This is a genomic window from Achromobacter pulmonis (assembly GCF_002885955.2).
Taxonomy (GTDB): domain Bacteria; phylum Pseudomonadota; class Gammaproteobacteria; order Burkholderiales; family Burkholderiaceae_B; genus Achromobacter; species Achromobacter pulmonis_A.
The window spans coordinates 477221-503512 of sequence record NZ_POQS01000006.1 but is presented as its reverse complement, the minus strand read 5'-3'; the positions used below and the strand labels follow the sequence as shown (position 1 = coordinate 503512).

General features: G+C 61.9%; 20 protein-coding genes and 4 pseudogenes. 13 read left to right on the top strand and 11 right to left on the bottom strand.

Annotation, left to right across the window (positions count from 1 at the left end):
* The 10 genes and pseudogenes from C1I89_RS24070 to C1I89_RS24025 form a co-directional block, all read left to right on the top strand.
* Positions 1-580 (top strand): TIGR03749 family integrating conjugative element protein (locus tag C1I89_RS24070; protein ID WP_102774966.1); only part of this gene is annotated, 580 nt, incomplete at its 5' end.
* Positions 570-1979, top strand: coding sequence for a TIGR03752 family integrating conjugative element protein (locus tag C1I89_RS24065; RefSeq protein ID WP_102774931.1), 1410 nt, complete (start codon positions 570-572; stop codon positions 1977-1979). The genes C1I89_RS24070 and C1I89_RS24065, both read left to right, overlap by 11 nt.
* Positions 1960-2409: a TIGR03751 family conjugal transfer lipoprotein gene (locus C1I89_RS24060; protein WP_102774930.1), complete on the top strand. Its 450-nt coding sequence runs from the start codon at positions 1960-1962 to the stop codon at positions 2407-2409. The genes C1I89_RS24065 and C1I89_RS24060 overlap by 20 nt, the downstream gene beginning before the upstream one ends.
* Positions 2409-5318, top strand: a complete 2910-nt coding sequence (locus C1I89_RS24055) for a conjugative transfer ATPase (protein WP_102774929.1) — start codon at positions 2409-2411, stop codon at positions 5316-5318. Before C1I89_RS24060 ends, C1I89_RS24055 begins: the two co-directional genes overlap by 1 nt.
* A gap of 15 nt (positions 5319-5333) precedes the next feature.
* Positions 5334-6098: a DsbA family protein gene (locus tag C1I89_RS24050; protein WP_102774928.1), complete on the top strand. Its 765-nt coding sequence runs from the start codon at positions 5334-5336 to the stop codon at positions 6096-6098.
* A 186-nt stretch (positions 6099-6284) separates the two neighbouring features.
* Positions 6285-6779, top strand: coding sequence for a JAB domain-containing protein (locus C1I89_RS24045; protein ID WP_023112368.1), 495 nt, complete (start codon positions 6285-6287; stop codon positions 6777-6779).
* Between the two features lie 194 nt (positions 6780-6973).
* Positions 6974-8365, top strand: coding sequence for an integrating conjugative element protein (locus C1I89_RS24040; RefSeq protein ID WP_102774965.1), 1392 nt, complete (start codon positions 6974-6976; stop codon positions 8363-8365).
* A complete protein-coding gene (locus C1I89_RS24035) occupies positions 8362-8718 on the top strand; it encodes a hypothetical protein (protein ID WP_023112372.1) in 357 nt (118 codons plus the stop codon). Before C1I89_RS24040 ends, C1I89_RS24035 begins: the two co-directional genes overlap by 4 nt.
* 12 nt (positions 8719-8730) lie before the next feature.
* A pseudogene (locus C1I89_RS35975) lies at positions 8731-8844 on the top strand (conjugal transfer protein TraG N-terminal domain-containing protein); the annotation flags it as partial.
* A 142-nt stretch (positions 8845-8986) separates the two neighbouring features.
* Positions 8987-10390 (top strand): annotated as a pseudogene (locus C1I89_RS24025) (conjugal transfer protein TraG N-terminal domain-containing protein); the annotation flags it as partial.
* Positions 10391-10409: 19 nt separating this feature from the next.
* Here C1I89_RS24025 and C1I89_RS24020 read toward each other — a convergent pair.
* Genes C1I89_RS24020 through C1I89_RS24010 form a run of 3 tightly spaced genes read right to left on the bottom strand, consistent with a single transcriptional unit; the run spans position 10410 to position 11586 of the window.
* Entirely contained in the window at positions 10410-10784 is a 375-nt protein-coding gene (locus tag C1I89_RS24020) for a DUF3742 family protein (RefSeq protein WP_023112374.1), read from the bottom strand.
* A 26-nt stretch (positions 10785-10810) separates the two neighbouring features.
* Positions 10811-11269 carry a type II toxin-antitoxin system YhaV family toxin gene (locus C1I89_RS24015; protein ID WP_023112375.1) on the bottom strand — a complete coding sequence of 153 codons (459 nt, stop codon included), beginning with the start codon at positions 11267-11269 and terminating at the stop codon, positions 10811-10813.
* Complete coding sequence (locus C1I89_RS24010) at positions 11269-11586, bottom strand: type II toxin-antitoxin system PrlF family antitoxin (protein WP_023112376.1); 318 nt, start codon at positions 11584-11586, stop codon at positions 11269-11271. Before C1I89_RS24010 ends, C1I89_RS24015 begins: the two co-directional genes overlap by 1 nt.
* 308 nt (positions 11587-11894) lie before the next feature.
* Between C1I89_RS24010 and mobH the strand changes: the two are divergent.
* Positions 11895-12875 (top strand): annotated as a pseudogene (gene mobH / locus C1I89_RS35970) (MobH family relaxase); the annotation flags it as partial.
* A 3-nt stretch (positions 12876-12878) separates the two neighbouring features.
* A pseudogene (locus C1I89_RS35965) lies at positions 12879-13841 on the top strand (conjugal transfer nickase/helicase domain-containing protein); the annotation flags it as partial.
* 97 nt (positions 13842-13938) lie between these two features.
* Here C1I89_RS35965 and C1I89_RS24000 read toward each other — a convergent pair.
* The 8 genes from C1I89_RS24000 to C1I89_RS23965 all read right to left on the bottom strand — a co-directional run bounded on the left by C1I89_RS24000 (position 13939) and on the right by C1I89_RS23965 (position 24993).
* Positions 13939-14952 carry a DUF4917 family protein gene (locus C1I89_RS24000; protein WP_022580065.1) on the bottom strand — a complete coding sequence of 338 codons (1014 nt, stop codon included), beginning with the start codon at positions 14950-14952 and terminating at the stop codon, positions 13939-13941.
* Between the two features lie 67 nt (positions 14953-15019).
* Positions 15020-15742: a hypothetical protein gene (locus C1I89_RS23995; RefSeq protein ID WP_058195265.1), complete on the bottom strand. Its 723-nt coding sequence runs from the start codon at positions 15740-15742 to the stop codon at positions 15020-15022.
* Positions 15739-17781, bottom strand: coding sequence for a BREX-3 system phosphatase PglZ (gene pglZ / locus C1I89_RS23990; protein WP_058195266.1), 2043 nt, complete (start codon positions 17779-17781; stop codon positions 15739-15741). The genes C1I89_RS23995 and pglZ overlap by 4 nt, the downstream gene beginning before the upstream one ends.
* Entirely contained in the window at positions 17778-20588 is a 2811-nt protein-coding gene (locus C1I89_RS23985; protein ID WP_102774927.1) for a DEAD/DEAH box helicase, read from the bottom strand. Before C1I89_RS23985 ends, pglZ begins: the two co-directional genes overlap by 4 nt.
* Complete coding sequence (locus tag C1I89_RS23980) at positions 20585-21637, bottom strand: PDDEXK nuclease domain-containing protein (RefSeq protein ID WP_058195269.1); 1053 nt, start codon at positions 21635-21637, stop codon at positions 20585-20587. Before C1I89_RS23980 ends, C1I89_RS23985 begins: the two co-directional genes overlap by 4 nt.
* On the bottom strand, positions 21638-21895 hold the full coding sequence (locus tag C1I89_RS23975; RefSeq protein ID WP_102774926.1) for a hypothetical protein: 258 nt from the start codon (positions 21893-21895) through the stop codon (positions 21638-21640).
* 11 nt (positions 21896-21906) lie between these two features.
* Entirely contained in the window at positions 21907-23694 is a 1788-nt protein-coding gene (locus C1I89_RS35405) for a DNA modification methylase (protein ID WP_146196940.1), read from the bottom strand.
* A 130-nt stretch (positions 23695-23824) separates the two neighbouring features.
* A protein-coding gene (locus C1I89_RS23965; protein ID WP_102770881.1) for an IS3 family transposase occupies positions 23825-24993 on the bottom strand; the annotation gives its coding sequence in 2 pieces (ribosomal slippage) (positions 23825-24729 and positions 24729-24993; 1170 coding nt in all).
* Positions 24994-25290: 297 nt separating this feature from the next.
* Here C1I89_RS23965 and C1I89_RS23960 point away from each other — a divergent pair.
* Complete coding sequence (locus tag C1I89_RS23960) at positions 25291-26256, top strand: IS5 family transposase (RefSeq protein ID WP_102770808.1); 966 nt, start codon at positions 25291-25293, stop codon at positions 26254-26256.
* The last annotated feature ends 36 nt before the right edge of the window (positions 26257-26292 follow it).

Below are 26292 nucleotides of genomic sequence, written 5' to 3'. Positions count from 1 at the left end.
GCCGGTGCGCATCGTCGAGGGCAACAGCACACCAGCGCGCTATGGCGATCAGCCTGACGGTGCCGATGCGCCCCAGGCGCGCGCCCAGGATGAGGCGGCCCCCCGGACGGCGCGGCGCGAAACGCCAGTCCCCGTCGTGCTGACACGTTTTGCTGCGCAGAACCTCTACGCGCCGCTGCGCACCGTGGAACCCTTGCCAGGCGTCATGCGGGTCAACCTGCGCCGCCACCTCGACCTCGGCACGCTGATGCCGACCTTGCCGGCACGCGTGGTCGCGCTCGCCTCGTGGCGCCTGGAAGACCAGTGGGTCACTGCTGTGCGCCTGACCAATAACAGCAGCGACTGGATCAGCCTCGACCCGCGCGTGCTGCAAGGTAATTTCCTCACCGCCACCTTCCAGCACGAGGCGCTTGGCCCGCGCGGAACCCCAGAGGACACGACCGTCCTGTACCTGGTGACGCGCGGGCACGGCCTCGCGCAGTCGTTGCTGCCGGCGATCCATCGCTTCGACCCCGCCGTGCATCTCCCGCAGCCCAGAGCAGCAGCCAGCGACGACAGGGAGGCTCGCCATGCGCAGTAACGGACTCCTGAAGTGGCTACTAATCCCCGTGGCCCTGCTGGTGCTGTTTGTCGCCATCCGGCTGTTTTCCGGTGGCGGTGCGTCGGCACCGCCTGTCGCGGATGGCGGCGGCAGGCTCACGCCGGAGGAAATGAAGGCGCTGGGCATCGAGGGCGATACCCCGCGCGACACCGTGGCGACGCTGGTTGCCCAGGTGAAGCAGTTGCGCACCGAGCTTCAGACCGCGCTGTCCGACAACAGGTCGCAGCGCGAGGAGAATCAGCGACTGCGCCAGCGCGAGAGCGCCATCGACCAGCGCATCAGTTCGGCCCTCGAATCCGAGCGCTCCGACCTGCGCCGTGACCAGCAGCAGGCGGCCAGCACGCGCCAGCAGACCGAGGGGCTGCTCGCCGACCTGCAGCAGCGCCTGGACAGCATCGGCGGACGTGGCGGTGGCCATGCCGATTTGCCGGTGGGGCTGGGCCTACGTGACGGCGACGAGGCTGGCATGGAAGGCGGTATGCGCTGGGTGGAGCCTGATGACGCGAAACAAAGCGACGGGCGCGGCAGGTCGAATGGCGGCATAAGCTTCCCCACCAGCTTCGGTTCCGCACAGAGCACGCTGGAAACCACAGCGCAAACCGTGGCGAACGCGGGTGCACGCGCCGCTGGCGTCAAGAGCGCGACGCCCGTCTATACCGTGCCGACCAACTCGACCCTGATGGGGTCGGTGGCAATGACGGCGCTGATTGGCCGCGTGCCGATCGACGGCACGGTGAACGATCCATACCCCTTCAAGGTCTTGGTCGGGCCTGACAATTTGACCGCGAACGGCATCGACATTCCCGATGTGGCCGGAGCCGTGTTCTCCGGCACCGCATCGGGCGACTGGACGCTTTCGTGTGTGCGCGGCCAGGTGCGCAGCATCACCTTCGTGTTCCATGACGGGACCATCCGCACCATTCCCGAGGATCGCGAGGGCAACCAGCAAAACAACCAACAACGCGACGGCCTGGGCTGGATCAGCGATCCGCACGGCATTCCCTGTGTCAGCGGCGAGCGGCGCAGCAATGCGCAGCAGTACCTCGGCACCCAGGCGCTGATCACGGCGGCAGGCGCTGGCGTGGCCTCACTGATCGAATCCGACAGCGGCAGGGCGTCCTATGTCGGCGCCGACGGCTCCATCGGCAGCGTGGGCATCAGCGGCCAGGAAGCCGTGGGCCGGATTCTCGCCAGTGGCGTTCAGGACATGTCGAGCTGGGTCAACAAGCTCTACGGCCAGGCCTTCGCTGCCGTTTATGTGCAGCCCGGCGCCAAGGTCGCCGTCCACCTCGAAAAGCCGCTCGCCATCGACTTCGATCCCGAAGGCCGCAAGGTCGATCACCGCGCAGGAGAAAGCCATGCTCTCGAACTTGAATAGCTGGGCTCAGGGCCTGGCGCTGGCCTTGACCGTCGCGCTGCTCGGCAGCTGCGCCACCAGCAAGGAAAAGCTGCTGCCTCATGGCGACAGCACGATGATGGACATCTGGCAGCAGAACGCCGGTGACGGCGGCGGTGGCGGCGGCCAGGTAGCGCGTAGGCAGTTGCTCGATGCGCGCCAGAGCCTTCGCCGTCCGCTGACCGAGATGGATGTGCAAGCCGCGCCCGTCGAGCAGATGCGCTATACGCGCACGGCGCGCAACGAGGTCTATCGCCAGTTCCAGCGCCTGCCCAACCCCGATCTGGTCATGTACGTGTATCCCCATTTGGCGGGCACCGACCCGGTGCCGATTCCGGGCTATACGACCGTGTTCCCGCTGTACCAGCGCGTGCAGTACGCCATGCCAGGCGAGCGCGTGGAGGACTACTGATGCGCTGGAAACTCTCCTGGCCGAAGCTGGCCGCACCGAAGCTGGACGCGTCCGGCGCTGGCGATGACGAGCAGCCGGACGGCTGGCAGCGCCACGTCGAGGCACTGCGTCAGGCCGGCATCCTCGAACCCGGCACGGCGGTGCAAGCTCGCAGGTCGGCGACCCTGGCAGACGAGCAGGCGCTGTACGAGGTCGCGCCGTCGTTCGTGGAACTGCTGCCCTGGGTGGAGTTCCTGCCGCAGTCGAAGGCCATGTTGCTGGAGGACGGGCAATCGGTGGCGGCGTTCTACGAGCTGGTGCCGCTGGGCACCGAAGGCCGGGAACCTGGCTGGCTCGCGCAGGCCCGCGATGCCTTGGAGAACGCGCTGCAGGACAGTTTCGATGAACTGGACGAGAACCCCTGGGTGCTGCAGCTCTACGCTCAGGACGAGCCCAGTTTCGACCAGTACATGCAGACCCTGCGCGACTATGTGCAGCCGCGCGCCCGTGATACGGCGTTCAGCGAGTTCTACCTGCGCTTCTTCGGCCACCACCTGCGCGCGGTGGCCAAGCCGGGCGGTCTGTTCGAGGACACGGTGGTCACACGGCTGCGCTGGCGCGGCCAGACCCGGCGCGTGCGCATGGTGGTCTATCGCCGCGTGACCGGCCAAGGGCAAAACAGCCGCCGCGGCCAGACGCCCGAGCAGATGCTCAATATCGTCTGCGACCGCCTGTGCGGCGGACTGGCGAACGCCGGCATTCAGGCCAGGCGCATGGTGGCTGCGGATGTTCACGACTGGCTGCTGCGCTGGTTCAACCCGCGTCCCACGTTGCTTGGGCCTGGGGCCGAAGACCGGGAGCGCTTCTATGCGCTGGCGCGCTACCCCGAAAGTACGGAGGCCGGCGAAGACGGCGAGATCGAATTGGCGAGCGGGCGGGATTTCAGCCAGCGGCTGTTCTTCGGCCAGCCGCGCTCCGACGTGGCGCATGGCACCTGGTACTTCGACGGCCTGCCGCACCGCGTGCTGATCACCGACCGCCTGCGCATGCCGCCGGGCACGGGGCACCTGACCGGCGAGACCCGCAAGGGCGATGCGATCAACACGCTGTTCGACCAGATGCCCGAGGACACCACCCTTTGCCTGACGATGGTCGCCACGCCCCAGGATGTTCTGGAAGCGGATCTCAACCACCTGGCGAAGAAGGCCGTGGGCGAGACGCTGGCGTCGGAGCAGACGCTCAAGGACGTGCATGAAGCCCGCTCCCTGATCGGCAGCGCGCACAAGCTCTATCGCGGCACGCTGGCGTTCTACCTGCGCGGGCGCGATGAGGCGGAACTGGACCGACGCGGCCTGGACCTGGCGAACGTCATGCTCAACGCTGGCTTGCAGCCGGTGCGCGAGGACGACGAAGTAGCGCCGCTCAACAGTTACCTGCGCTGGCTACCGTGCTGCTACAACCCCAGCCAGGATCGCAAGAAGTGGTACACGCAACTGATGTTCGCCCAGCACGCGGCGAACCTCTCGCCGGTGTGGGGGCGCAGCCAGGGCACGGGGCATCCCGGCATCACGATGTTCAACCGCGGCGGCGGGCCGATCACCTTCGACCCGCTCAACCGCCTTGACCGGCAGATGAATGCCCACCTGTTTCTGTTCGGCCCGACAGGTTCGGGCAAGTCAGCGACCCTCAATAACCTCTTGAATCAGGTCACGGCGATCTACCGGCCACGGCTGTTCATTGTCGAGGCCGGCAACAGCTTCGGCCTGTTCAGCGATTTTGCCCGGCGCCTGGGTCTGACCGTGAACCGGGTCAAACTGGCCCCAGGCTCGGGTGTGACGCTCGCGCCGTTCGCGGATGCGCGGCGGCTGATCGAGACGCCCAGCGGCGTGCAGACGCTCGACGCCGATGCGCTGGACGAAGACCTTCCACCCGATGCTGTGGCCATGGAGGCGGATGAGCAGCGCGACGTGCTGGGCGAATTGGAGATCACCGCGCGGCTGATGATCACCGGCGGCGAAGACAAGGAAGAAGCCCGGATGACACGGGCCGACCGCTCGCTGATCCGTCAGTGCATCCTTGACGCCGCAGAGCACTGCCACAGAAAGGATGGCGAAAAGCGCACCGTGCTCACGCGCGATGTGCGCAACGCACTGCGAACGCGCAGTCAGGACCCGACGCTGCCGGAGCTGCGGCGTGTGCGACTGCTGGAGATGGCCGACGCCATGGACATGTTCTGCCAGGGCACGGACGGCGAGATGTTCGACCGCGACGGCTCGCCCTGGCCCGAAGCCGACATCACCCTGGTCGATCTGGCGACCTATGCCCGCGAGGGCTACAACGCGCAGCTCTCCATTGCCTACATCAGCCTGATCAGCACGGTGAACAACATTGCCGAGCGCGATCAGTACCTGGGCCGCCCGATCATCAACGTCACCGACGAAGGACACATCATCACCAAGAACCCGCTGCTCGCCCCCTACGTGGTGAAGATCACCAAGATGTGGCGCAAGCTGGGGGCCTGGTTCTGGCTTGCCACACAAAATATCGACGATCTTCCGCGCGCCGCAGAGCCCATGCTCAACATGATCGAGTGGTGGATCTGCCTGTCGATGCCGCCCGATGAGGTGGAGAAGATCGCGCGGTTCCGCGAACTCTCGCCTGCGCAGAAAGCATTGATGCTTTCCGCGCGCAAGGAAGCCGGGAAGTTCACCGAGGGCGTCATCCTCTCCAAGAGCCTGGAAGTGCTGTTCCGGGCCGTGCCGCCGAGCCTCTATCTCGCGCTCGCGCAGACCGAACCCGAGGAGAAAGCCGAGCGTTACCAACTCATGCAGCAGCACGGCATCAGTGAACTCGACGCGGCCTTCAAGGTGGCTGAGAAGATCGACCAGGCGCGCGGCATCGAGTCGCCAGCCTTGGGCCTGCCGCAATAGCCGTCGGAGACTGCCGTGAAACCGAAACGTCCTTCCGTTCCTATGCCGGTGCAGGCGTTTCGCCATCGGTGCTCGCTCAAGCGCTGGCCCTGGTTCCTGGCCGCAGGATTGATCACACTGCTGCTGATCTGGCTGGTGTCCCGTTCACCCAGCGAATCAGTATCGCAAGCTCACGCGCCGATCAGCACGGCGCAGGTAGCCGGCCCGCCCTGGCAGATGGGCAACCCCGAGGGCCGATTCACGCTGACGCTCTATGCCGACCTCGAATGCCCGTTCTGCCGAGCGTACTTTCCGCAACTCAAGCGCTGGGTCGGCAGCAACACCGACGTGGCCCTGCAATGGCAGCACCAGCCGCTGGCCGCGCACGAACCGGCTGCCTCCGCCGAGGCACGCCTGGCCGAGTGCGCCGCCGAAACAGGTGGGCATGCGGCCTTCTGGCAGGCCATCGAATGGGTCTATGCGCACACGCGCAGCGACGGCCTGGGCTTGCCAGAGGGTCTGCGTTATCCCGGCCTCAACCCAGCCGTCGAGCAGTGTTTGGCCAGCGAGCGACCCGAAGCGTTGATTCGCGCTCAGGCCGAGGACGCCATGAAGGGCGGTGTGACAGCGACGCCTTCGATTCGTCTGCACGATCGCCAGACCGGCCAGGCGATCCTGCTGCAGGGGCCGATCGAAGGCGATGCACTGCTGTCGGCCATGGACATGCTGGCGGTTGAGGATGCCGCCACTCCACCCACCACCGAAATGCCTGCCGACGTCGTCGGCGACATGCCCAGGTAGCCCGCGGTCATTGAGGCTACGGTGCAGCACGCTGCGCTGACCGCTACCCGTTCGCCTCGCATCCTGGCCGCGAACGATCACCGCAGCAGCGGTGATGGATGCACCTTGTTCCCTTGTTCCATTCCCTGGAGGGCCTGCCCTCCTGGGGCATGTGCGCCCTCCGATTTCCCTGTCTGGAGGTTCGCCATGTCTGTCGTCATCAATGACTCCTGCCTGGAGTCGCTTTCCGATATTTCTATTCAGAACGAGGACTGGATCGTCCAGCAAGCCATCGTGTTGCTGGAACGACGGGTTTTCAAAGCAGGGCCGCGTCTTGAACGGCCCGCTGCGGTCAGGGACTACCTTCGCTTGAAGCTGGTCGCCGAGCCCAATGAGATATTCGTCGTCGTGTTCATGAACAGCATGCACGACGTGCTGGCCGTGGAGCCGATGTTCCATGGAACGATAAATGCGACCTCGGTTTATCCACGTGTCGTGCTGCAGCGAGCGTTGCAACTGAACGCCGCTGCGGTCATCTTCGCCCATCAGCACCCCTCGGGCACCACCGAGCCATCCAATGCGGATCGCGTGTTGACCGAGCAGTTGAAGACGGCATTGGCGCTCATCGACGTGCGGGTACTCGACCATTTCGTGATTGGTCAGGGCGCACCGTACTCGTTCGCCGAGTCTGGTCTTCTGTAATCACAGCGGGGGCTTCGGCCTCCGCTTTCTCCATGCGGCTGCACAACCAGGTATGCGGGGTGCCCGCGATGCGCATTGTTTGTTGGGGCGGCAGCGGGTTCGCGTTCGACTATGGCTCTGATCAACTTCAAGGGCACGCGACATGCCAGCATCTTTACTCTGCTTCGCATCCGGCTGGCGAACCCTTGGCCTNACTGACAAACCTCTCCACCAAGGCGTGCCGCCTGCTGCGTCCCACGGTATTGACTGGGGTGCTGTCTGGCGCGCTCGTTCTTGGCGGCGGCCTGGCGTGGGCGCAGACCGGCTTTCAAACCGGCGGCTCCGTGATCGGCGACGAGGTGATGTATTCGATTGGCGGCGGCAGCGCAGTATCCATGGGGCGTGCGGCCGGCATGCGCTCGATCGGCGTCGGCGTGGGCTGGAACAGCAATCTGATCTGCGGCGACATGAGCATCCAGACCACGCTGCGCAACCAGCTCAACGGCGTCACCAACGGCTTTCAGCAGATCATGAGCAACGTGATCCAGAGCGCCACCAGCGCGGTGGCATCGCTGCCTGCGCTGATCATCCAGCGCGCCGATCCCGGCCTGTACAACCTGCTGACCAACGGCGTGCTGCAGGCGCGGCTGGATTTCGACCGTTCCAAGCTGACCTGCCGCGCCATGGCCGAGAAGATGGCCGACACGGCGGGCGGACAGCTTGGCTGGAGCCAGATGGCCGAAGGCATGGCGCTGCGCGACGCAGTATCGAGCACGGATGCCGTGTCGGCGATTGAGCAGGCGGAGACGCGCCGGGGCAACGACGGCGTGCCCTGGGTAGGCGGCAGTAATGCGGGGGGCGCGGGCCAGTCCGCCATCCGGGTGGTCGGCGACGTCACCCGTGCGGGCTACAACCTGGTCAACGGCCGCAGCGTGACCGACACGTCGTCCATCGCTTCCGCCAGTTGCGCGAGCCTGTCCTGCCAGACTTGGACATCGCCACAACAAGCGACTGAATGGGCCACAAGGGTTCTTGGGGAACAGGTGCAGCGCACCTGCGATTCCTGCACCAAGACCGAAACGGTGCCCGGCGTCGGGCTGACGCCGCTGATCCAGGATGAGTACGAGGCAAAGCTGGAAGCCTTGCAGGAACTGGTCTCGGGAACGCGCAACACCACATTCGAGAACCTGCGCGCAGCTGGTAGCACCTCGCTGCCGATCACGCGCGGCGTCATCGAGGCGCTGCGCGACGAACCAGACCAGGACCTGCTGGCGCGGCGCCTGGCCTCGGAGGTGGCGCTGTCGTCGGTGCTGGAGAAGGCGCTGCTGCTCCAGCGCACGCTGCTCACCGGCAAGAAAGAGCCCAACGTCGCGGCGAACCAGTTGGCGGTCGAGGCCGTGAACAACGAGAGTGACACGCTCGACCGCGAGATCCGCAACCTGAAGACCGAGCTGGAGCTGCGACGCGAGCTGGCGAACAACTCGCCGATGGCCATCATCCAGCGCCATGGCACACGCGCGGCTGGCTCGCGTGGCATTTACGAAGGCGATCCCATTCCCGACCGCCTCGACCAGCTCCAGAAGGGCAATCCGGGAGGCAACCCATGAACCCGTCGCATGCCAGCTGGCTGCTCAACCGGCGCACGACGAAGGCGTTGCTGTGGGCAGTGGTGCTCGTCGCCGCTGCGGTGGGCGCCAACGTCGTCGGCATTTACCTCGTCGGCAGCGTCGCCAGCTGGGAGCGATGGTTGACGGCTACGGCGGGTTACTTCATGGCGTGGCGACTGTGCCTGTACGGTGCGACCGCCTACGGCTGGGTCTGGATGCGCCGCCGGCTGCTGGCGCGTGAGGCCCAACGCGGGGCGGATAGACAGGCGCGGCGTCGCCTGGTGCGCAGCGAGATCGCCGGCGTCGCCGCCATTGTGGCGTTGGAAGCCAGCCTGTTGATGCAGGCCGCTTGAGGGGGCGAGGACATGACGCTTTTCACCACCGACTACCTGGAGTACTACCTCACGCTGGTGTCGTGGATCGTCCATAACGGCATATGGGCCGTGCTGGTGGCGAGCGGTGTCTTCGCGCTGCCTTTCATTGCCATCATCGTGCAGGAATGGCTGAAGGCCCGTGCGGAGGGTGCCGACGAAGGCAACAAGGGCGTGCTCTCGGCTGCGCGCATCGAGAACCGGGTGTTCGTTGCCATCATGGTGGTGATGTTCGCCGGTATTCCATNNNATTGCCATCATCGTGCAGGAATGGCTGAAGGCCCGTGCGGAGGGTGCCGACGAAGGCAACAAGGGCGTGCTCTCGGCTGCGCGCATCGAGAACCGGGTGTTCGTTGCCATCATGGTGGTGATGTTCGCCGGTATTCCATTCATCGACGTGGACCTCAACACCATCCGCTACGACAGCGCACGCTCGGCCCAATGCCAGGTCAGCGTGCCGCAACCCACGGATACCGGCTGGTCACAGTCCTTCAGCACTATCAACAACCAATCGGCGAAGGTGCCCGTCTGGTGGGCCTTTATGCACACACTCTCGCGAGCAGTGACCGGTGCCTCTGTGGCAGCGATTCCCTGCGGCACCGACTTGCGGCAGATGCGCATGGAGATCGACGCGACGCGCATCGACGACCCGGTATTGGCTCAGGAAGTGGCGGATTTCTCGCGCGACTGCTACGGATCGGCGCGCGCCAAGCTCTTCATGCAGCGCCCGAACCTCGATGAGGCGCAGATGCACGACGTGACCTGGATCGGCTCGCGCTTCTTCACGGATACGGGCGGCTACTACGACAGCTACCGCTCCAGTACACCACGCGATGACTGGCCCTACGACAGCACCCGCGACGCGGGGCTTGCGCAGGTGGCCAGCGGTGGCGGTTATCCGTCCTGCAGGCAGTGGTGGGCCGATGGCAGCAATGGCCTGCGCGCACGCCTGCTGGGGCAGGTAGACCCAAGCCTGCTGAATCGCTTGGCGGGCTGGGCCGGCTTTCTGAGCCGAGCCGAGGTGGACGACTCGGTGATCCGCACCATCGCCTCGCCGAGGCAGCAGAAACTGAACCAGGGCAGCGTCTATACGGACTACGGCGGCCAGATCGACAAGACCCTGCCGAACATCGTGACGCGGGCCACGGGCGACGTCGGCATGGCTGTCGGCGCGATGGCCGCGTTTCCCGCCATGGACGTGGTGCGCCAGGCGCTGCCTATGGTGCTCGCCTTGCTCAAGATGGCGCTGATCATCTGCATCCCGCTGGTGCTGGTTGTGGGCACCTATGACCTGAAGACCGTCGTTACCGTGAGCGTCGTGCAGTTCGCGCTGTTCTTCGTCGATTTCTGGTTCCAGCTCGCACGCTGGATCGACAGCACCATCCTCGATGCGCTTTATGGCTGGGGCTTCGGCTGGAACCGGCCACACAGCAACTTCGATCCACTGGTGGGGCTGAACAACGCTTTTGGCGACCTGTTGTTGAACTTCGTTATGGGGACGATGTTCATCGTGCTGCCCACCTTTTGGATCGGTGCGCTGACCTGGGCCGGAATCCGCGCTGGAACGATCGCAAACAGTTTCTCAGCAGGTACGAGGGATGCAGGCGCTGCCGGTGGAAAAGGAGCTGGCGCAATGTCAAGGAAGTTGAAGTGACGCACACTCAAGCCGAGTGTCAGTCATCATCCTTGTACATCTCATGAGATGTGTCGTTGTAGAGATTCGGGTCATAACCCGGTGTCTCTCGAAGTTCTTCCAAGGTGGTAGGAAACTGCAAATGGAACTCTTCGTCTGAATGGCTCTGATTTGCTGCCCATCCCACAGCCACGACACAAACCAACAGCAGTGCCAGCCAGAACGCGGAATAGAGCAGTACACCGAGCACGACCAGCTTGACCAACCACAACAGCACGGTGGCACCAGCTACCGGCACACCCTTGGATACCAACCAGTTCGACGCCCGCCGTTCGCCACGCACATAGGCGCGCCATCCACGACCAAAGCTACGGCCGAGGCGTTCTGCTGTGCTGATGCGGGTCGTGGTGCTCATGGTTGTCTCCTGCTGCTGAGGGATACCTATTTCAGTTTGCTCCAATCCTGCTTGCTTGCCTGTACCAATGCGCTCCATTCGTCCGGCGGATTCCCGCGCCCGAGCATCTTCTCGAACACGGCATACGGGTCTGATTTGCTTCCCGAAGACCGCAGGGTCTGTTCATCGTTGACCCAGGCGTACACGATGACCTTCGCCTTCGAGTCGTAGCGGAAGAACAGCCTATACCGTCTTCCGAGCTTGGCCCGCCGCCAGTGGCGATAGGCCGGCCCCATGGTGTTGCCCTGGCGGTATTCGTCGCGCGCCGGATCACTCGGCACCACGTCTTGTATCAACTGGACCAAGGCCCGGAAGAACTTGACGTTGGCGTTCGATCCGAACCCTTCCGGGTCGTTCTCTTGGGCGCGCAGCACGGCCGCACGCAGCTTCATCATCTGCTCGATCAGGTTGTCGTGGAACAGCAGTGTCCAGCCATGCTGTTGCATCAGATTTCCACGTCCTCATCGAAGTCATCGCCCAGGTCCACCTTGTGTCCCGCGTGCTCCAGCATGGTGCGAGCCAGATCCTCGGGCAGGCCGCGCACATTTCGGCCCGCTTCAATGTCGCGCGCCAGCAGGGTCAGGAACGCGGCAATGGCAGGGTCCTCGTGCTCGACGTCGGCGCGCGTCACGACGACTTCGCCGCCACGCAGGTCGAACGCAACCTTACCGCCGGTGTCCACGCCCAGGGCTTGGCGGATGGACTTGGGCAGCGTGATCTGGCCTTTGGAGGTCAGTGTGGCAACTTCGTGAATGGCAGGCATGGCGGCACTCCTGAACGCAATACCCACATTGTAAGGAAATATCCTTACCTCGTCAATGATAGCTCTCACCGGGGTTCTCCAGCATTCAACAATGAATCTCATCGTAGGGTGGGAACAGCCAGCCTTCCCGCATCAATCCGGCCTCACCACCCCCACATTGACGGTGGACGACCAATGCCCACCGCTCTATATCCAAAGGCTTCTAAAGGCCAAAGGGCCGAAATGGCAAGGGAATGGGGTGCAAGGGGAAAGGCCCTACCCGAAAAGGCGAAAAGGTCTCCCGCTTGGCCCGCCACCAGGACACCCACATGCTCTCTCTGTTCCAGCGAAAACGGGCCTCGGGCGCTGCCGCTCCGTCGCCAGCACCCGTCACCGATCTTCCGAAAGGGCTGCTGCAACCGGAATCGGCCGCATCGCTGCTGGCGACACCGCGCCGACAGAAGCTGCTGGAACACATCTGGCAGCGCACCTCGCTCTCGCGCAAGCAGTTCGCCGCGCTGTACCGCGCGCCGCTGGAACGTTATGCCGAGCTGGTTCAGGCTTTCCCTGCCTCCGAAGCGCATCACCACGCTTACCCAGGCGGCATGCTCGACCACGGCCTGGAAATCGTCGCCTACAGCCTGAAGCTGCGCCAGTCTCATCTGCTGCCCATCGGCGCCAACCCCGAGGATCAGGCCGCGCAAGCCGAAGCCTGGACCGCTGCCGTCGCCTACGCCGCACTGCTGCACGACATCGGCAAGATCGCCGTCGATCTGCACGTCGAACAAGCCGACGGCAGCACTTGGCACCCGTGGCACGGCCCGCTGCACCAGCCATACCGCTTCCGCTATCGTGACGATCGCGAGTACCGGCTCCACAGCGCCGCGACAGGCTTGCTCTACCGGCAACTGCTTGACCTCGAAGTCCTGGACTGGCTCAGCTGCTATCCGTCGCTGTGGGCGTCACTGCTCTACGTTCTGGCCGGGCAGTACGAGCACGCCGGGGTGCTGGGCGAATTGGTGGTGCAGGCCGACCGTGCTTCCGTGGCCCAGGAACTGGGCGGCGACCCCACACGCGCGATGGCCGCGCCCAAGCACGCGCTGCAACGCAAGCTGCTCGACGGACTGCGTTACCTGCTCAAGGAGGAGTTGAAGCTGAACCAGCCCGAAGCCTCCGATGGCTGGCTCACCGAGGATGGTTTGTGGCTGGTCAGCAAGACGGTCTCGGACAAGCTTCGGGCGCATCTGCTATCCCAGGGCATTGACGGTATTCCTGCGAACAACACCGCCGTGTTCAACGTGCTGCAGGATNTGGTCAGCAAGACGGTCTCGGACAAGCTTCGGGCGCATCTGCTATCCCAGGGCATTGACGGTATTCCTGCGAACAACACCGCCGTGTTCAACGTGCTGCAGGATCACGGCATGTTGCAGCCCACAGCAGACGGCAAGGCGATCTGGCGTGCTACCGTGACCAGTTCCACCGGCTGGATCCACTCGTTTACGTTGCTACGGCTGGCACCCGCGCTGATCTGGGAATCTGGTGAGCGACCGGTGCTCTTTGCCGGGACGGTGACGATCGACACGCCCCCCGCAGGTGAAGATGCCGAGGTAGCGGCCATCCTTTCTGCGGACGGCGCGACGTCCGCTTTGGAGAACCAAAACGCTCCGCCAGCGGAAGGTAGTGGCATCGCATCGGCCCCTCCATCCAAGGCCCCGGCCAGCCCCGACGTCATGGAGGACATACTGGCGATGGCGGGAACGGGAAATTCGCCAACCACCGATCAAGATGTGGAAACCGCCCCGGACGAAACACCCATCGTTCTTTCCGATACGCCCCTACCGACCTTGGCCGCCGCTGCGCCTTCGCGGCCGGCCTTCACGTCCTCGACGGCACAGCCATCCGGCGAGCACTTCATGGCGTGGCTGAAACAGGGCATCGCCACGCGGCGACTCATCATCAACGATGCGAAAGCGCTAGTGCATACCGTGAGCGACACCGCCTACCTGGTCAGCCCGGGCGTATTTCAGCGCTATGCGCAGGAACATCCGCAGGTAGGCAAACTGGCCAGGCAGGAGAGCCTGCAGGATTGGCAGTGGGTGCAGAAGCGCTTCGAGCGGCTGCAATTGCATCGCAAGCAATCCAGCGGGTTGAACATCTGGACATGCGAAGTCACTGGCCCCAGAAAATCACGGAAGCTACATGGCTACCTGCTTCTCGAACCCAGCTCGATATTCAGTGATGCGCCTGCAAATAACCCATTCTTGAAGCTGGCATAATTTACGCGAACTTCCTGTGCAATTGCTCGTGGCTGCCGCCATCTGCACACCGGCCCCTGCGCGAGATTCGCTCGGCTGAGGCTCATCGCTAAGCAGGTCATGGATTGTTCCAGCAACCTGGGCTTCGCGAATCGAAGAACGTCACATCTGTGGCAGGCAAGGATCGGCCAGCAGCCTTCAGAACTTGGTGGCAGAACGCTTGCTGATCTCCATCTGGCTGACCAGTGAAAACCGAGACGGCCATTCGCTTTGGCTTATTCGCCGCGATGGCATCAAGCACATGTTGGTCTCGTTCGTCAAAGCTCCAGCCATAGACGACCAGACCCTCCCCGAGCGCCGGCAGCACCTCCTCATACACATTCGTCAGATAGTGACTCCGGCGGATCGCAGCGACCTTCTGCTGACTGGTTCCCTCGCTAACGAACACCGGCACATAGTGCCCGGACGCCCACCTGCGGGTGATCGTGTCAAGCAAGTCACCTGCAGATCCTGCCCCAACTGCGAGCTTTGTCTCATCACCAAGGTAGTTACGCGCAACCGCAAGACTGCCGTGAGGATAGAAAACCAATGTTGCTCCTCCAGCAGGCCCATAGGGCCGCCGCAGATATTCCCAGTCTGTCTGGAACTCGCCGCCGTGGAACGCATCCTTGAACCAGCTGCCATTTGCCGCATTGAACAGCAGCATGGCCCAGTACAGGGTGAGATCGTAGTTCAGGCTAACGACGGTCGGAAAAACGCTGGCAAACGCACCCATCCGTTGTAGGTCGGCGGCGACATCGGCATGTATCGGATGCACACTGTGCACAGCTTCGACCAATGCCGTGCGCACTTCCGCATAAGCCGCAGAGATGTCGGCAGACGGTGATCCCAGGGCGGCGTTGACGTGCTCCGCATACCAGCATGCGAGCAACACATGCTCAAAGTCAGTCGTCCCGAGCTTGGCGAATATTGGCGCAGTGGTTGCGAGCAACCCTTTTGCGTCGGCAACGCTGTGAAGTGTTGGATATGCAAACTCCTTGTGGATGGCGATGCTGGCGCCGTTGCCCAGAAGGAGGGAGCTCCAACTTTCCGCGCTGATGCTTGCCCAAGTGTCGATTTCGATTCTGTCCATGTTCTTTCATGTGCCCGTCTTCATCGCGTGGTCTGGCACGCAGAGTCTCAGCTGCAAGCCGCTCACATCAAATCGTGCCTCGCAACGCGACAAACTGGTTACTCGGTCCTTCCGACCGGAGGGTGAGGCTCGGGCTGTTCGCCACCAAATAAGCCAAAGGCCGCGTCAAGCTGAACGGGAACAGCACGGGCAGCGACTGCAGACTGGTCACTGAAACCGGCTTGCCAGCGTAGCGCACGGCAGCTTCGATCAGCCAAGCCGTAAGCGCATCGTTGTCGATGCTCGTCTGTGGCAGGCGAATGACCCGCTTGCCTTTCTCGACCCGTTCCACGGCGCCCCAGCTCGCCTGGCTCTGAATTACCATGTTGGTCATGCGCCGAGTGCCTTCGCGTTCCCCATAGGTTTCACTCATGCGCCGATGCACTTCGGCGGCGGCGCAGTCGCCCTGGATGGCGGACAGGCGGCCCACCAGCTCGGCCACCTTGCCAAAGAACGGGTACGTCGCCACGGACATGCCCCAGCACAGTGCTGAGACGGGAATGTCCGGCTGCGTCTTGTGGATGGCCACGCCGCGATCGGCGTAATCGACCAGTTCGGCGCGCGGCTCCAGCCACAGCCGATTCAGCACGGTGCGCGTTTTCTTCTTGGCTTCCACGCCAAGCTCGGCTGCATCGAGCAGTGCATTCAGATCATCTAGCCCAGCCACGTCTGCACGTATATTCAGTGCCGCAGCCGCCCAATCAAGCTGAATGAACCGATCAAAGCCTATTTTTGGGGCTGATGAATTCATTCGGTACCTATCACATAACTGACTTTCACAAAGGGCACGATCAGTTCTTCGACCGACACCCCGCCGTGGACCACCACCTGGTCGCCCTCCGGCACGAAGGCGGTTCGTCCGCCTGCGAACAGGGGCATGAAATTCGCGGGAAGGCCTGCGACGTCCAGCCTGACCGTGTTGGGATAGGCCGCTGCGGAGTCGGCCAGCAATGGCTCACTCCGATACACCCGCACGCGCTCGCCGCGCGTCTCGGCAATCACGCCCTGGTTAGGTCTGCCGACGCCGGTGGACTCCACGTTGCCGTGGTCCGCCGTGAGGTAGATGTGAAATCCCTTGTCCAGCAGCATCGAAAACAGCCGGTCAACGAAACCGGTCGTCAGCCAGTTGCCGATCCACATCGCCACGTCTTTCTTGGACCGTTCCTTGTGGAGCCGCTCATCCACCTCATCGATGACCAGGCCCACGACCTTCGGCCGCCGGTCGATCAAATCGGCTTCCAGTGCATCGAGCTGACCGACTTGGCGCAGTGCGCGCCGATACATCACCTCATTCGAGTTGACGCCTTCGTTCTGCCAAAACGTCTTCCACAAGGATTCCTCCTTGTCCGTGCGGTCGATGGAGTCCTCGAACTCGCGCGGCTTCAGGCCGGAGAACAGTGCCTGGCGCGACACTGATGTCACGGTCGGCAGCCATGCGAACGCGGTTCCCTCGTCAAATGCGAAGCGTTTTGTGGTGGCAATCAGCCGCTCGCGTATCTGCACCCACTGGTCGAAGGCCAGCCCGTCGAAGACCAGCAAAGCGAGCTTGGTTTCCCCTGCGGATCGCCGATGGCGCAAGAAGCGCGGCACGTGGTGCACCATCACCGGGCCTTTGGTCACCGGCTGCAGGATCAGGTCGGCGTAATGCTTGGCCGCGACCCAGGCTTGCAGATGTTCGTCTGATTGCGCCTGCAAGGTCTTGATCCGCTCCCCGATCTGTTGAGACATGGTCGGCAGGCTCGCGCTGCCTTCGGTGCCCGGCAGGCCCTGCGTGCGGGCCAGGATTTCACCGTAACGCTTGGCGAACTCGCTCCAGTCCTTGTGCGAAGAGGCCGCCGTTGGCGTCGTCTCGATCAGGCCATCGATGCCTTTGAGCACCAAAGCCTGCAGCGCCGCCGGGTCCTGAACAATGCCGGCCTTGATCCAGCTCGGCATCCCTGCCGGAACGCTGTGCACTGCCAGCGGATGCAAGCTGCCGTCGAGAAACATGGAATCGACCAGCACCTGCACATCGGAGTGGTCGAACGGAATTTCGATCCTGGCGACGCCGTCTTTCTCAACATAAGCGGGTGGTGGTGGCTCCCCTGTACGCGTGCCATCAAGGCCCAGGGTCGTCAGGTAGCGATACCACGCATCCTGCACCACGCGCAGCAACGCACTCTTGGAAGTCAGCCAGGTGGCGACGGGCAGGTCTGCGAATAATCCCTTGCCCTGGATGATGCTTGCCGCGTGCTGGGCGAACAGCGGTGGCAACGAGCGGTTGGCAAAGTGCATCCGCAGCAGCTCGCGCCAGAAGTCCACCGGGGTACGGATAGACCTGGGCGCAAGCTGGTAGACGTGTTCGAGGATGAAGTCCTTCGATTCGCTCTCGCCCCGCGCAGACTGCAATTCGGTCTGGTGGGCATGAAACAGCCCGGCAAAATGCTCCGGCTCGACTTGCTGCACCGCGCTGTATGCCAGCCTGGGGAAAATCTCAGCAAGACTGAGCCGAACCACACGCCCGTGATGCACGATGTCCCACGGCAAGGCATTCGCATCGGCTCTGCGCAAATGCAGAACCAACGAAGGCGCTGGCCCTTGCTCACCACTATCCCATGCTGCGCGGTAGCGTTCCTCGTACTCCGCACGGAAGGCAAATGGGTCTTCGTACAGCATCAGCTCGAAGCCTCGGCTGCGCAGTTCGGTTAGCAGCTTTTCGTCCAGCAGCACATCGTCGGGGTCGCAGGCCACCCACAGTCGGGTGAGATCGACCGTGAAGTGACTCAGGATGCGTTCCGTCCAAAGGCTCATGCCTCACCTCCGACGCGCACCATCATCACGGCGTTCAAATCCGGCACGCTGGCATCCATGTCGTCCAGGGCGGCCATGCGTGCATCGTGTTCCTGTTGCAGCCGCTTGCGGCGGTGCTCGCGCACGGCGGGCAGGCCGATTCGTCCAATGGCCTGGCTCCGGGCCTCGAAGGCATACAGCGCCCGTTCGCGTTCTTCCTTCAACCGGGCGCGGTGTTCGGTCAGCAGCTCGGTGAAGATCCGCTCACCCTGGGTACTGGCCGCGGCGTGGGATGCTTCAAACAACTTCGCCGACGCCTCGGCACTGGTCACGGCATGCACGTCTACAGATTCAGTCAGCAGCAGATCCCAGACGCGCTTGGCGGTCGGCACGAAGGGGCGGCCTTCTTCGTTGATGAACACTGGAAGGAAGCGCTTGCGGCTTAAACCTTCAGCAGCCAGGCTGATTTCCCATAGCGACCAGATGCCGCGCACCGAATCCGGCAAACCCGTCACGCGGATCACCGGCAGCGGCTGCCCGGCGACAAAGCGCGGCAGCTCGCTGATCACAGCCCGAGCGCGGGGGTCTTCCATGGTGACCCATTCCAACTCCGGGTTCTCATCCGCCGTGCGCGCGTCAAAACAGGCCTGGGCCGACTCGCTGCCGTCCGCCCACTTCACCCGCCACGCTTTGCCAGCCTTCGTTGCCGAACCGCCGCGCGCAGCCAGCCCGTTGATGATGGCGCGCTCCAGCCAGAACTGCGCCGGGTGATCACGCCACTTGCGGGCATCCTCGGCGTCCAGATCGTGCTCGGTGGTGAGCAGATCGCTGTTGTTCTGGGACTCTGACAGGGTGGATCGTAGTTGGGACACCACCGCGTCGCACTCCTGCTCGATGGCTTCCGGGTTCTGCAGGCCGTGAACGAACAGCTCGTCGAAGATCGGGTCAGCTTCGACCGAGTCCATCACGTCGGCCGCCTTATCGACGCCGAACTCCTGCGCGATGACCTCCAGTTTTTCTTCCAGCACTTGGCGCACGCGGTGCTCTACCGTGTCTTCAAGCACGAAGTTGATGGCACGCACCACATGTTTCTGGCCGATACGGTCCACCCGGCCAATGCGCTGCTCGATCCGCATTGGGTTCCACGGCATGTCGAAGTTGACGATGACATGGCAGAACTGCAGGTTCAGACCTTCACCACCGGCATCCGTCGAGATCAGCACGCGCACATCCTTGGAGAACGCCTGCTGCGCACGGGTGCGCGCTTCCAGATCCATGCTGCCGTTGAGCGTCGTCACCGAGAAACCACGGCTTTCCAGGAAGTCGGCCAGCATGGCTTGGGTGGGCACGAACTCGGTGAAGATCAGCACCTTCAGCGCCGGATCGCCTTCTTCTTGCTGCAGCTTGTAGATCAGCTCCAGCAGCGCTTCAGCCTTGGCGTCGGTGCCGGCGGCCTCGGTTTCGCGGGCCAGTTCCAGCAGCATCTCGACTTCGGACTTCTCCAGCTCCCAGCCACTGGACTGCATAGCCAGATCCACCTGAGACTGGCCGTCGAGGTCTGCCCATTCGTCGGTGCTGGTGTGCTCAAACAGGTTGGCCTGGGGCTGCGGCGCATCGAGCAGGGCCTGGCGCTTTTCCAGCGTGGTGCGGATGGCCGCTGTGCTGGATGTCACCAGCCGCTGCATCAGGATCATCAAAAAGCCGATGTGGCGCTGCTTGGCCGCCATGGCCTGGTTGTAGCCGTGGCGCACATAGTCGGTCACCGCCTCATACAGGCGCTGTTGCGCGCCGTGGCGTGCCTGCCAAGCCACTGCCTTTAGCCGGGTCACGCGCGGCTTGAACAGCGGCTGGCCTTCGGCGTTGATCGATGCGCGCTTCTCGGTGCGAATCACGAAAGGCCGCACCCGCTCACGGTTGACGCTGCCCTCATCCGGGAAGGCTTCCCGATCCAGCAACTGCATCAGCCGCATGAACTGGTCAGTTTTGCCCTGGTGCGGCGTGGCCGACAGCAGCAAGAGATAGGGCGATGCCTCGGCTAGCGCAGCGCCCAACTTGTAGCGGGCGACCTGCTCGGTACTGCCGCCCATGCGGTGGGCTTCGTCGATGATGACCAGATCCCACGACGCCGAGATCAGGTCCTCGAAGCGCTCGCGGTTGTAGGTGTTGAGTTGCTCCAGGCTCCAGCCGCGCCGACTTTCCATGGGCTTCACGGAGTCCAGCGAGCAAATTACCTGGTCGTGCATGCGCCACAGGTTATCTTCCTCGCCCGCGCCACCGCTGCGCCACTGCCGGAAGGCCGACAACTCGGACGGCTCGATGAACTGAAGCGTCTCGCCAAAGTGCAGGCGCATTTCCGCCTGCCACTGGCGTACCAGCCCCTTGGGCGCCACCACCAGGATGCGCTTCACCCGGCCACGCAATTTCAACTCGCGCAGCACCAGACCGGCCTCGATGGTCTTGCCCAGGCCCACCTCATCGGCCAGCAGGTAGCGGATACGGTCGCGGCTGATGGCGCGGTTCAGTGCGTAGAGCTGGTGCGGCAGCGGCACCACGCTGGACTGGATCGGCGCCAACAGCAGGTTGTCCTCCAGCGCATCCAGCAGCTTGGCTGCCGCCGTGGTGTGCAGAATCTGCTCCACATTGGGGCGCACGCTTTCCAGCGCGGCCAGATCAAGCGCCCGTGCACGTACCACCGCGTCCTTGGCGGGTAGCCAGACGCGGTAGGCCACCTCGCCCCACACATTCTGCCGCTCGATCACCCGGCACGGCGATGCCTGCCGGGTGAACCAGCACCAGTCGCCGATGGTGAATTTGGTTCCGTTGCTCACTGTCCACCCAACTCGCGTTCGATCTGCTCGATGCTGGGCAGATTGGTTTGCAGTTCCTTGGGCAAGGATTCCAGCAGCTTGTATTCGGCCACGCCCATGGGCTGGGTTTTGTCGCCCAAGGCGTATTCGGCCACCACTTCGTTCTTGCTTTTGCACAGCAGCAGGCCGATGGTGGGCGCATCCTGCTCGGCTTTGATCTGCCGATCCACTGCCGTGATGTAAAAACTCAGCTGCCCCAGGTGCTCGGGCTTGAACTTCTCGGCCTTCAGCTCGATGACCACATAACAGCGTAGCTTGAGGTGGTAGAACAGCAGGTCGATGAAGAAGTCATCGCCGCCCACTTCCAGGTGCACCTGCTGCCCGACAAAGGCAAAGCCTGCGCCCAGCTCCAGCAGAAACTGGGTGATGTGTTTGACCAGTGCCGATTCGATCTCGCGCTCGTCGGCCTCGCTGCCCACATCGAGAAAATCGAACAGGTAAGGGTCTTTGAGCGACTGCTGCGCCAGATCGCTGCCCGGCGCAGGCAAGCGCTCGACGAAATTGGTGATGGCCTGGCCGCTGCGCTCCAGCCGCCGGGTTTCGATATGGATGTTCAGCACATTGCGCGACCAGCCGTGCTCGATGGCGGCCTGCGCGTAGGCCAGGCGCATATCCGGCGCCTTCAGCTTGGCTAACAGCACCAGATTGTGGCCCCAAGGCAATTGTCCAACAGCCTGTTGGACAATTTCAGCCTCCGGCCAGGCCTCGGCAAACGCCCGCATATACATCAGGTTGGCGCGCGAGAACCCCTTCATGCCCGGAAACGCCACCCGCAAATCGTGCGCCAGCCGCTCGATCACCTTGCTGCCCCAGCCTTGCGCGGCCTGCCGCTGCAGGATGTCACGGCCAATCTGCCAGTAGAGTTGCACCAACTCCCGATTGACCGCCAGTGCCGCGCGCTGCTGCGCGCCATGGATACGGCTTTTCAGTTCGTCCAGCCACAGCGCGTAGCCTTCAGGGACGGGCAGCAGCGATACCGCCTGTTCGCTTTGGGTCGGGTGTTTGGCCATTTACTGTTCCTCGCTGCGGTAAGTGCTCTCGAAAGCGCATTCGTCCTTCAGCCCCAGCTTGGCCATGATTTCGCCACGGCTCACCTCACCCGCTATAGCGGCCAACATCCGCCGCACTTCGGGGGTGACTTCGGGGGTAGCTTCGGGGGTGACTTGGTTCCGACCTGGTCCCAACTTGGCCCCGACTTGCTCCCTGGCCTGCGCATCCGCCTGTTCCGGCGCCAAATTCGCCCCCAGGGTTTGGCGCAAGTGCTGCATGGGCGGGCTCATCAAATCCCGTCCTCGGTACGGGTCAAGGCGAGGTCGTACAGCGTCAGCAGCTTTTCGTCCTCTTGCAACGCTGCGTCGGGCACTTTGGCGGCGATGTCGATGATCGTCTGATAGTCCTTACTGCCCCATGCCGTTCTGAAACCAGCGCGCAGCGCCTCCAAGCGGAACTCCTTCAGACGCCGCCCCGTGAATGCCCGGTACTGGTCGAACTCCTTGAGCAGCGCCTTCTCGCGCTTCTTCTCCAGGTCTTGCGCCTTGTTGGGGTCGGGCACGTACCAGCGATCTTTGGCCTTGGCCACAAGGGCTGGGCTGTTCTTCTCCAGCCCGCGCAAATCCTTGTGATTGGTCGAAAGGTAGCTGTGGATCTGGCTCGGAACCTCGCCTGTGCCGTCGTACTGAATAAAGTTGTCTTCAAGCAGCGCAGCAAGTTCCGGTTTCTCTTCGTGCTTTTTCCAACCTGCCCCGAGCTGGCTGATGAAGTCGGTGTGAACCTCTTGATAGGTTGACGGGCGACGCTTCAAGAAATCGGTCAACCAGTCAATCGCGCTGCGCTCATCGGAAACAAACATTTCCATCTGAGGCGCAATGGCAACCTGCATACGCTTCTTGTCGTACTCGGCGACCTGATCCGGCAAAAAGACCATTCCATCCCGCTCAACGAAACGCTGCACCAAACCCGCTTGAAACTCATGAGTGGACATAGGCACAGGCGCGTTATGACGGACGAACCATGCGACCATGCGGTCAAAGATGATCCGAGGATCGCGCTCGGCAATAAACTCCAGCTCGCTGCCCTTAACTTTCACTCGCGGCAGGTATCCAAGATGGGTTCTGACGAAATCCCAGACCGAGTCTTCGGTACCGCCCGATTCCACGAATCTGTCTTCCAAGCCACCATTTGGCTTGTACGCGGAAATCACCAAATCCTGCTTTACTGCAGTTGTTGTTGTAATGGCCTTAAAGCTCCCTTTCTGCTTATCAAGAGCTGCGACGTTGGCAACAACGAACCCCGCTTCCTGCAGCGACGTTTGAATTGCATTCCAAACACTTGCTTGTGTATTTGAAAATTCGATGGTGACCCAACGGCCTGGCTTGAGTGCCTCATAGACGTTTCTTAATCCGTCAGTCATCATTCTTCGATAATCGTTCAGCGATTTTGACTGTGCTTTACTTTCGATTGCTTCCGCTTTGGCATCAGTCAGTGCGCCAAGCCAACCCTCCCAAAGCGCATTTAGCTCTGAGTACATGATGTTGGCGCCAAAAGGTGGGTCTATGAACGCATAATCAATTGAATTGGATGGAAGTTTTAGCCCCTGCGTTGATTGCGTGGACAATATTGCATTCAGCTCTTTAATTTCCGCCTTTGATTCATTTTTTGAGATTGCGTTGTCGAGCATCTCAAACATATTCAGCTCTTTTACGAGAGAGGGAATATAGAGAGTGCCATTAGTCGGCCCACCCCCGGCCCCCCAAGTGCCTGCCTGATAGGTCAATCCATACCTTTTCGTTATGCGAAAAGCGACGGTTGTCACCAATGACTTTAGCAGAGGGTGTTCGCACAAGGAATTAAATGCAGCCAATGCGATGCGATTTCTTCCCGTATAGAAATGATGAATATGAGTCAATCCATGCGACTCAATTGGTTGTCGGGTATTAAAACCAACCGGCAACTGGAAGGTTGGGCACCATTCACTTGCTCGAACCGACTCGGTTTTCAGAATTAGGGCAATATCAGCTTGGTCGGGGATCTTTTGGAATCTTTTTTTTCCGACCTTGTAGTTGATCATTACAGGCACTTGAACTGCCTGCTCAACTATATGTCCAAGGTACGGATCCATCAGTTTTTGCCACTTTCTTTCCATTGAGCGCTTCGTCAGTGAAGCTGGCCTGACCCCATAGGGTGGTCCGGTTTCAATCTTAGTTCATGATCGGCCTTGGGGCTATTGCCTGGGCAGATGACGGTGCTGCTCCGCTTGCTGGCGCAGGCCAGATGATGGCCTCGGGTGCCGGTGGCTTGTATCCAAGCGACGAGTGTGGCCTCTCGGTGTTGTAGTACCGCCGCCAGGCTTCGATGATGATCTTGGCCTCGGCGAGGCTGTAGAAGATCTCACCGTCGAGCAGTTCGTCGCGGAGCTTCGAGTTGAAGCTCTCGCAGTAGCCGTTCTCCCAAGGGCTTCCAGGTTCGATGAACGCTGTCTTTGCGCCGACGGCTACGATCCACTCCCGTACAGCCTTGGCGATGAACTCCGGGCCGTTGTCGGAACGGACATGGCCGGGCACACCACGCAGGATGAACAGGTCCGACAGGGCGTCGATGACGTCGGTCGAGTTGAGCTTGCGATCGATGCGGATTGCAAGGCATTCCCTGGTGAACTCGTCGATGATGTTGAGCATGCGGAATCTCCTGCCATCGTGGGTCCGACCCTCGACGAAGTCATAGGACCAGACATGGTTTGGATGCTCGGGTCGAAGCCGGATGCACGATCCGTCATTCAACCAGAGCCGCCCCTTCTTCGGTTGCTTCTGGGGAACCTTCAGCCCCTCCCGCCGCCAGATCCGTTCGACACGCTTGGCGTTCACCGTCCAGCCTTCAGACCGCAGCATCGCCGTGATCCTGCGATAGCCATAACGGCCATAGCGGGAAGCGAGCCGGATGATGTCGGAGGTCAACGCCTCTTCATCGGGCCGGCCTTGCGGCTTTTTGCGCTGGGTCGAACGATGCTGGCCGAGAACCTTGCAGGCAAACCGCTCCGAGACGGAGAACTTCGCCATGACACGATCGACGCAACGGCGACGGCGAGCGGGGCTCAGAAGTTTCCCGAAGCAGCCTCTTTCAGGATCAGCTTCTCGAGTGTCAGGTCCGAGACCGCCTTGCGCAGCCGGTCATTCTCTTTCTCGAGCTCCTTCAGCCGCTTCACCTGGTCACCCTTCAGGCCACCGAACTCCTTGCGCCACCGGTAATACGTAAACTGCGTCACGCCGATCAAACGGACCGCTTCTCCGACAGAACGACCTTGCGACAACAGAACATCGACTTGGCGCAGCTTCGCCACGATCTCTTCGGGTTTGTGCTTCTTCTGGGGCATTCCAACGTCCTCCTACGGCTCAATAGCCTACTTCAGGGAGGACCACTTTTCAGGGGGCAGACCAAAGCGGCGCATGAAGGGCAACTAAATTGATCGTTGACTTTCCCTCCTTCAATATCAACAGCAGTATTCCAAAACACAACATCACTAGCACATTCTGGACATGTAAAAACATCAGACCATACCGTGTAATTGACTCTGCCGACCGCACAAAATTTCCCTAGGGAACCTCTGAACAAGTCCAACGAACCTGTCAGAATATAAGTTATTGAAAACAGTCCGATCCGAGTGAACCCGATGAGCCAGTTGAGTTTTTCCGAAGCCGAGTACGTTGGCAAACGCAAGAAAACGCGCCGTGAGAAGTTTCTGGCCAAGATGGAGCGTGCGGTGCCGTGGAAGCTCTTTGCCGATCTGGTCGATCCGCATTACCCCAAACCGGGCATCGGTCGTCCACCGTATCCGCTGGAAACGATGCTGCGCATCTACTTCATGCAACTGTGGTTTTCGCTGTCGGACCCGGCCATGGAAGAGACGCTGTACGACAGCTTTTCGATGCGCCAGTTTGCCAAACTGCCTGGAGGTCGTGTGCCGGACGAGACCACCATTTTGAACTTCCGTCATCTGCTCGAGCAGCACAACATTGCCGACCAAGCGCTTGAGGCGGTCAACCTGCTGTTGCAGGATCAAGGCATTCAGGTGCGCAAAGGCACCATTGTGGACGCCACAATTATCGATGCACCCAGCTCGACCAAGAACGCCAGCGGCACGCGGGACCCCGAGATGCATCAGACCAAAAAGGGAAACCAGTGGCACTTTGGGATGAAGGCCCACATTGGGGTTGATCTTCACAGCGGGCTGGTCCACACGGTGGTGGGCACCGCTGCCAATGAGCATGATGTTACTCAGGCGGCTGCGTTGCTGCATGGTGAAGAAACGTTGGCTTTTGGCGATGCCGGTTATCAAGGCGTAGACAAACGACCCGAGCACCAAGGGCGTGACGTAACCTGGCACATTGCCATGCGCCCCGGCAAACGGCGCGCCTTGGGTAACAGCGCAATTGATCGTTTGACGCAAAACATTGAGCGGGCCAAATCCAGTCTTCGAGCCAAGGTTGAGCATCCGTTTCGTGTCATCAAATGCCAATTCGGGTTTCGTAAAGTCAGATTCCGTGGACTGGCCAAGAACACTGCGCATTTGAAAATGTTGTTTACGCTGTCCAATATCTGGATGGCACGCCGCCCGTTGACGGCGGTGGCAGGGTAAGTGCGCCCAAAAAGCGCCAACAGGCCCGAAAACGGG

Excerpts from the sequence above, each read along its gene's own strand:
- C1I89_RS23975 (WP_102774926.1), bottom strand. The coding sequence starts at position 21,895 with ATGCAGCACTTGCGCCAAACCCTGGGGGCGAATTTGGCGCCGGAACAG.
- C1I89_RS24010 (WP_023112376.1), bottom strand. The coding sequence starts at position 11,586 with ATGCCTGCCATTCACGAAGTTGCCACACTGACCTCCAAAGGCCAGATC.
- C1I89_RS24065 (WP_102774931.1), top strand. The coding sequence starts at position 570 with ATGCGCAGTAACGGACTCCTGAAGTGGCTACTAATCCCCGTGGCCCTG.
- C1I89_RS23960 (WP_102770808.1), top strand. The coding sequence starts at position 25,291 with ATGAGCCAGTTGAGTTTTTCCGAAGCCGAGTACGTTGGCAAACGCAAG.
- C1I89_RS24045 (WP_023112368.1), top strand. The coding sequence starts at position 6,285 with ATGTCTGTCGTCATCAATGACTCCTGCCTGGAGTCGCTTTCCGATATT.
- C1I89_RS24020 (WP_023112374.1), bottom strand. The coding sequence starts at position 10,784 with ATGAGCACCACGACCCGCATCAGCACAGCAGAACGCCTCGGCCGTAGC.
- C1I89_RS24000 (WP_022580065.1), bottom strand. The coding sequence starts at position 14,952 with ATGGACAGAATCGAAATCGACACTTGGGCAAGCATCAGCGCGGAAAGT.
- C1I89_RS24055 (WP_102774929.1), top strand. The coding sequence starts at position 2,409 with ATGCGCTGGAAACTCTCCTGGCCGAAGCTGGCCGCACCGAAGCTGGAC.
- C1I89_RS35405 (WP_146196940.1), bottom strand. The coding sequence starts at position 23,694 with ATGATCAACTACAAGGTCGGAAAAAAAAGATTCCAAAAGATCCCCGAC.
- C1I89_RS23980 (WP_058195269.1), bottom strand. The coding sequence starts at position 21,637 with ATGGCCAAACACCCGACCCAAAGCGAACAGGCGGTATCGCTGCTGCCC.
- pglZ (WP_058195266.1), bottom strand. The coding sequence starts at position 17,781 with ATGAGCCTTTGGACGGAACGCATCCTGAGTCACTTCACGGTCGATCTC.
- C1I89_RS24035 (WP_023112372.1), top strand. The coding sequence starts at position 8,362 with ATGAACCCGTCGCATGCCAGCTGGCTGCTCAACCGGCGCACGACGAAG.
- C1I89_RS24015 (WP_023112375.1), bottom strand. The coding sequence starts at position 11,269 with ATGCAACAGCATGGCTGGACACTGCTGTTCCACGACAACCTGATCGAG.
- C1I89_RS24060 (WP_102774930.1), top strand. The coding sequence starts at position 1,960 with ATGCTCTCGAACTTGAATAGCTGGGCTCAGGGCCTGGCGCTGGCCTTG.
- C1I89_RS23995 (WP_058195265.1), bottom strand. The coding sequence starts at position 15,742 with ATGAATTCATCAGCCCCAAAAATAGGCTTTGATCGGTTCATTCAGCTT.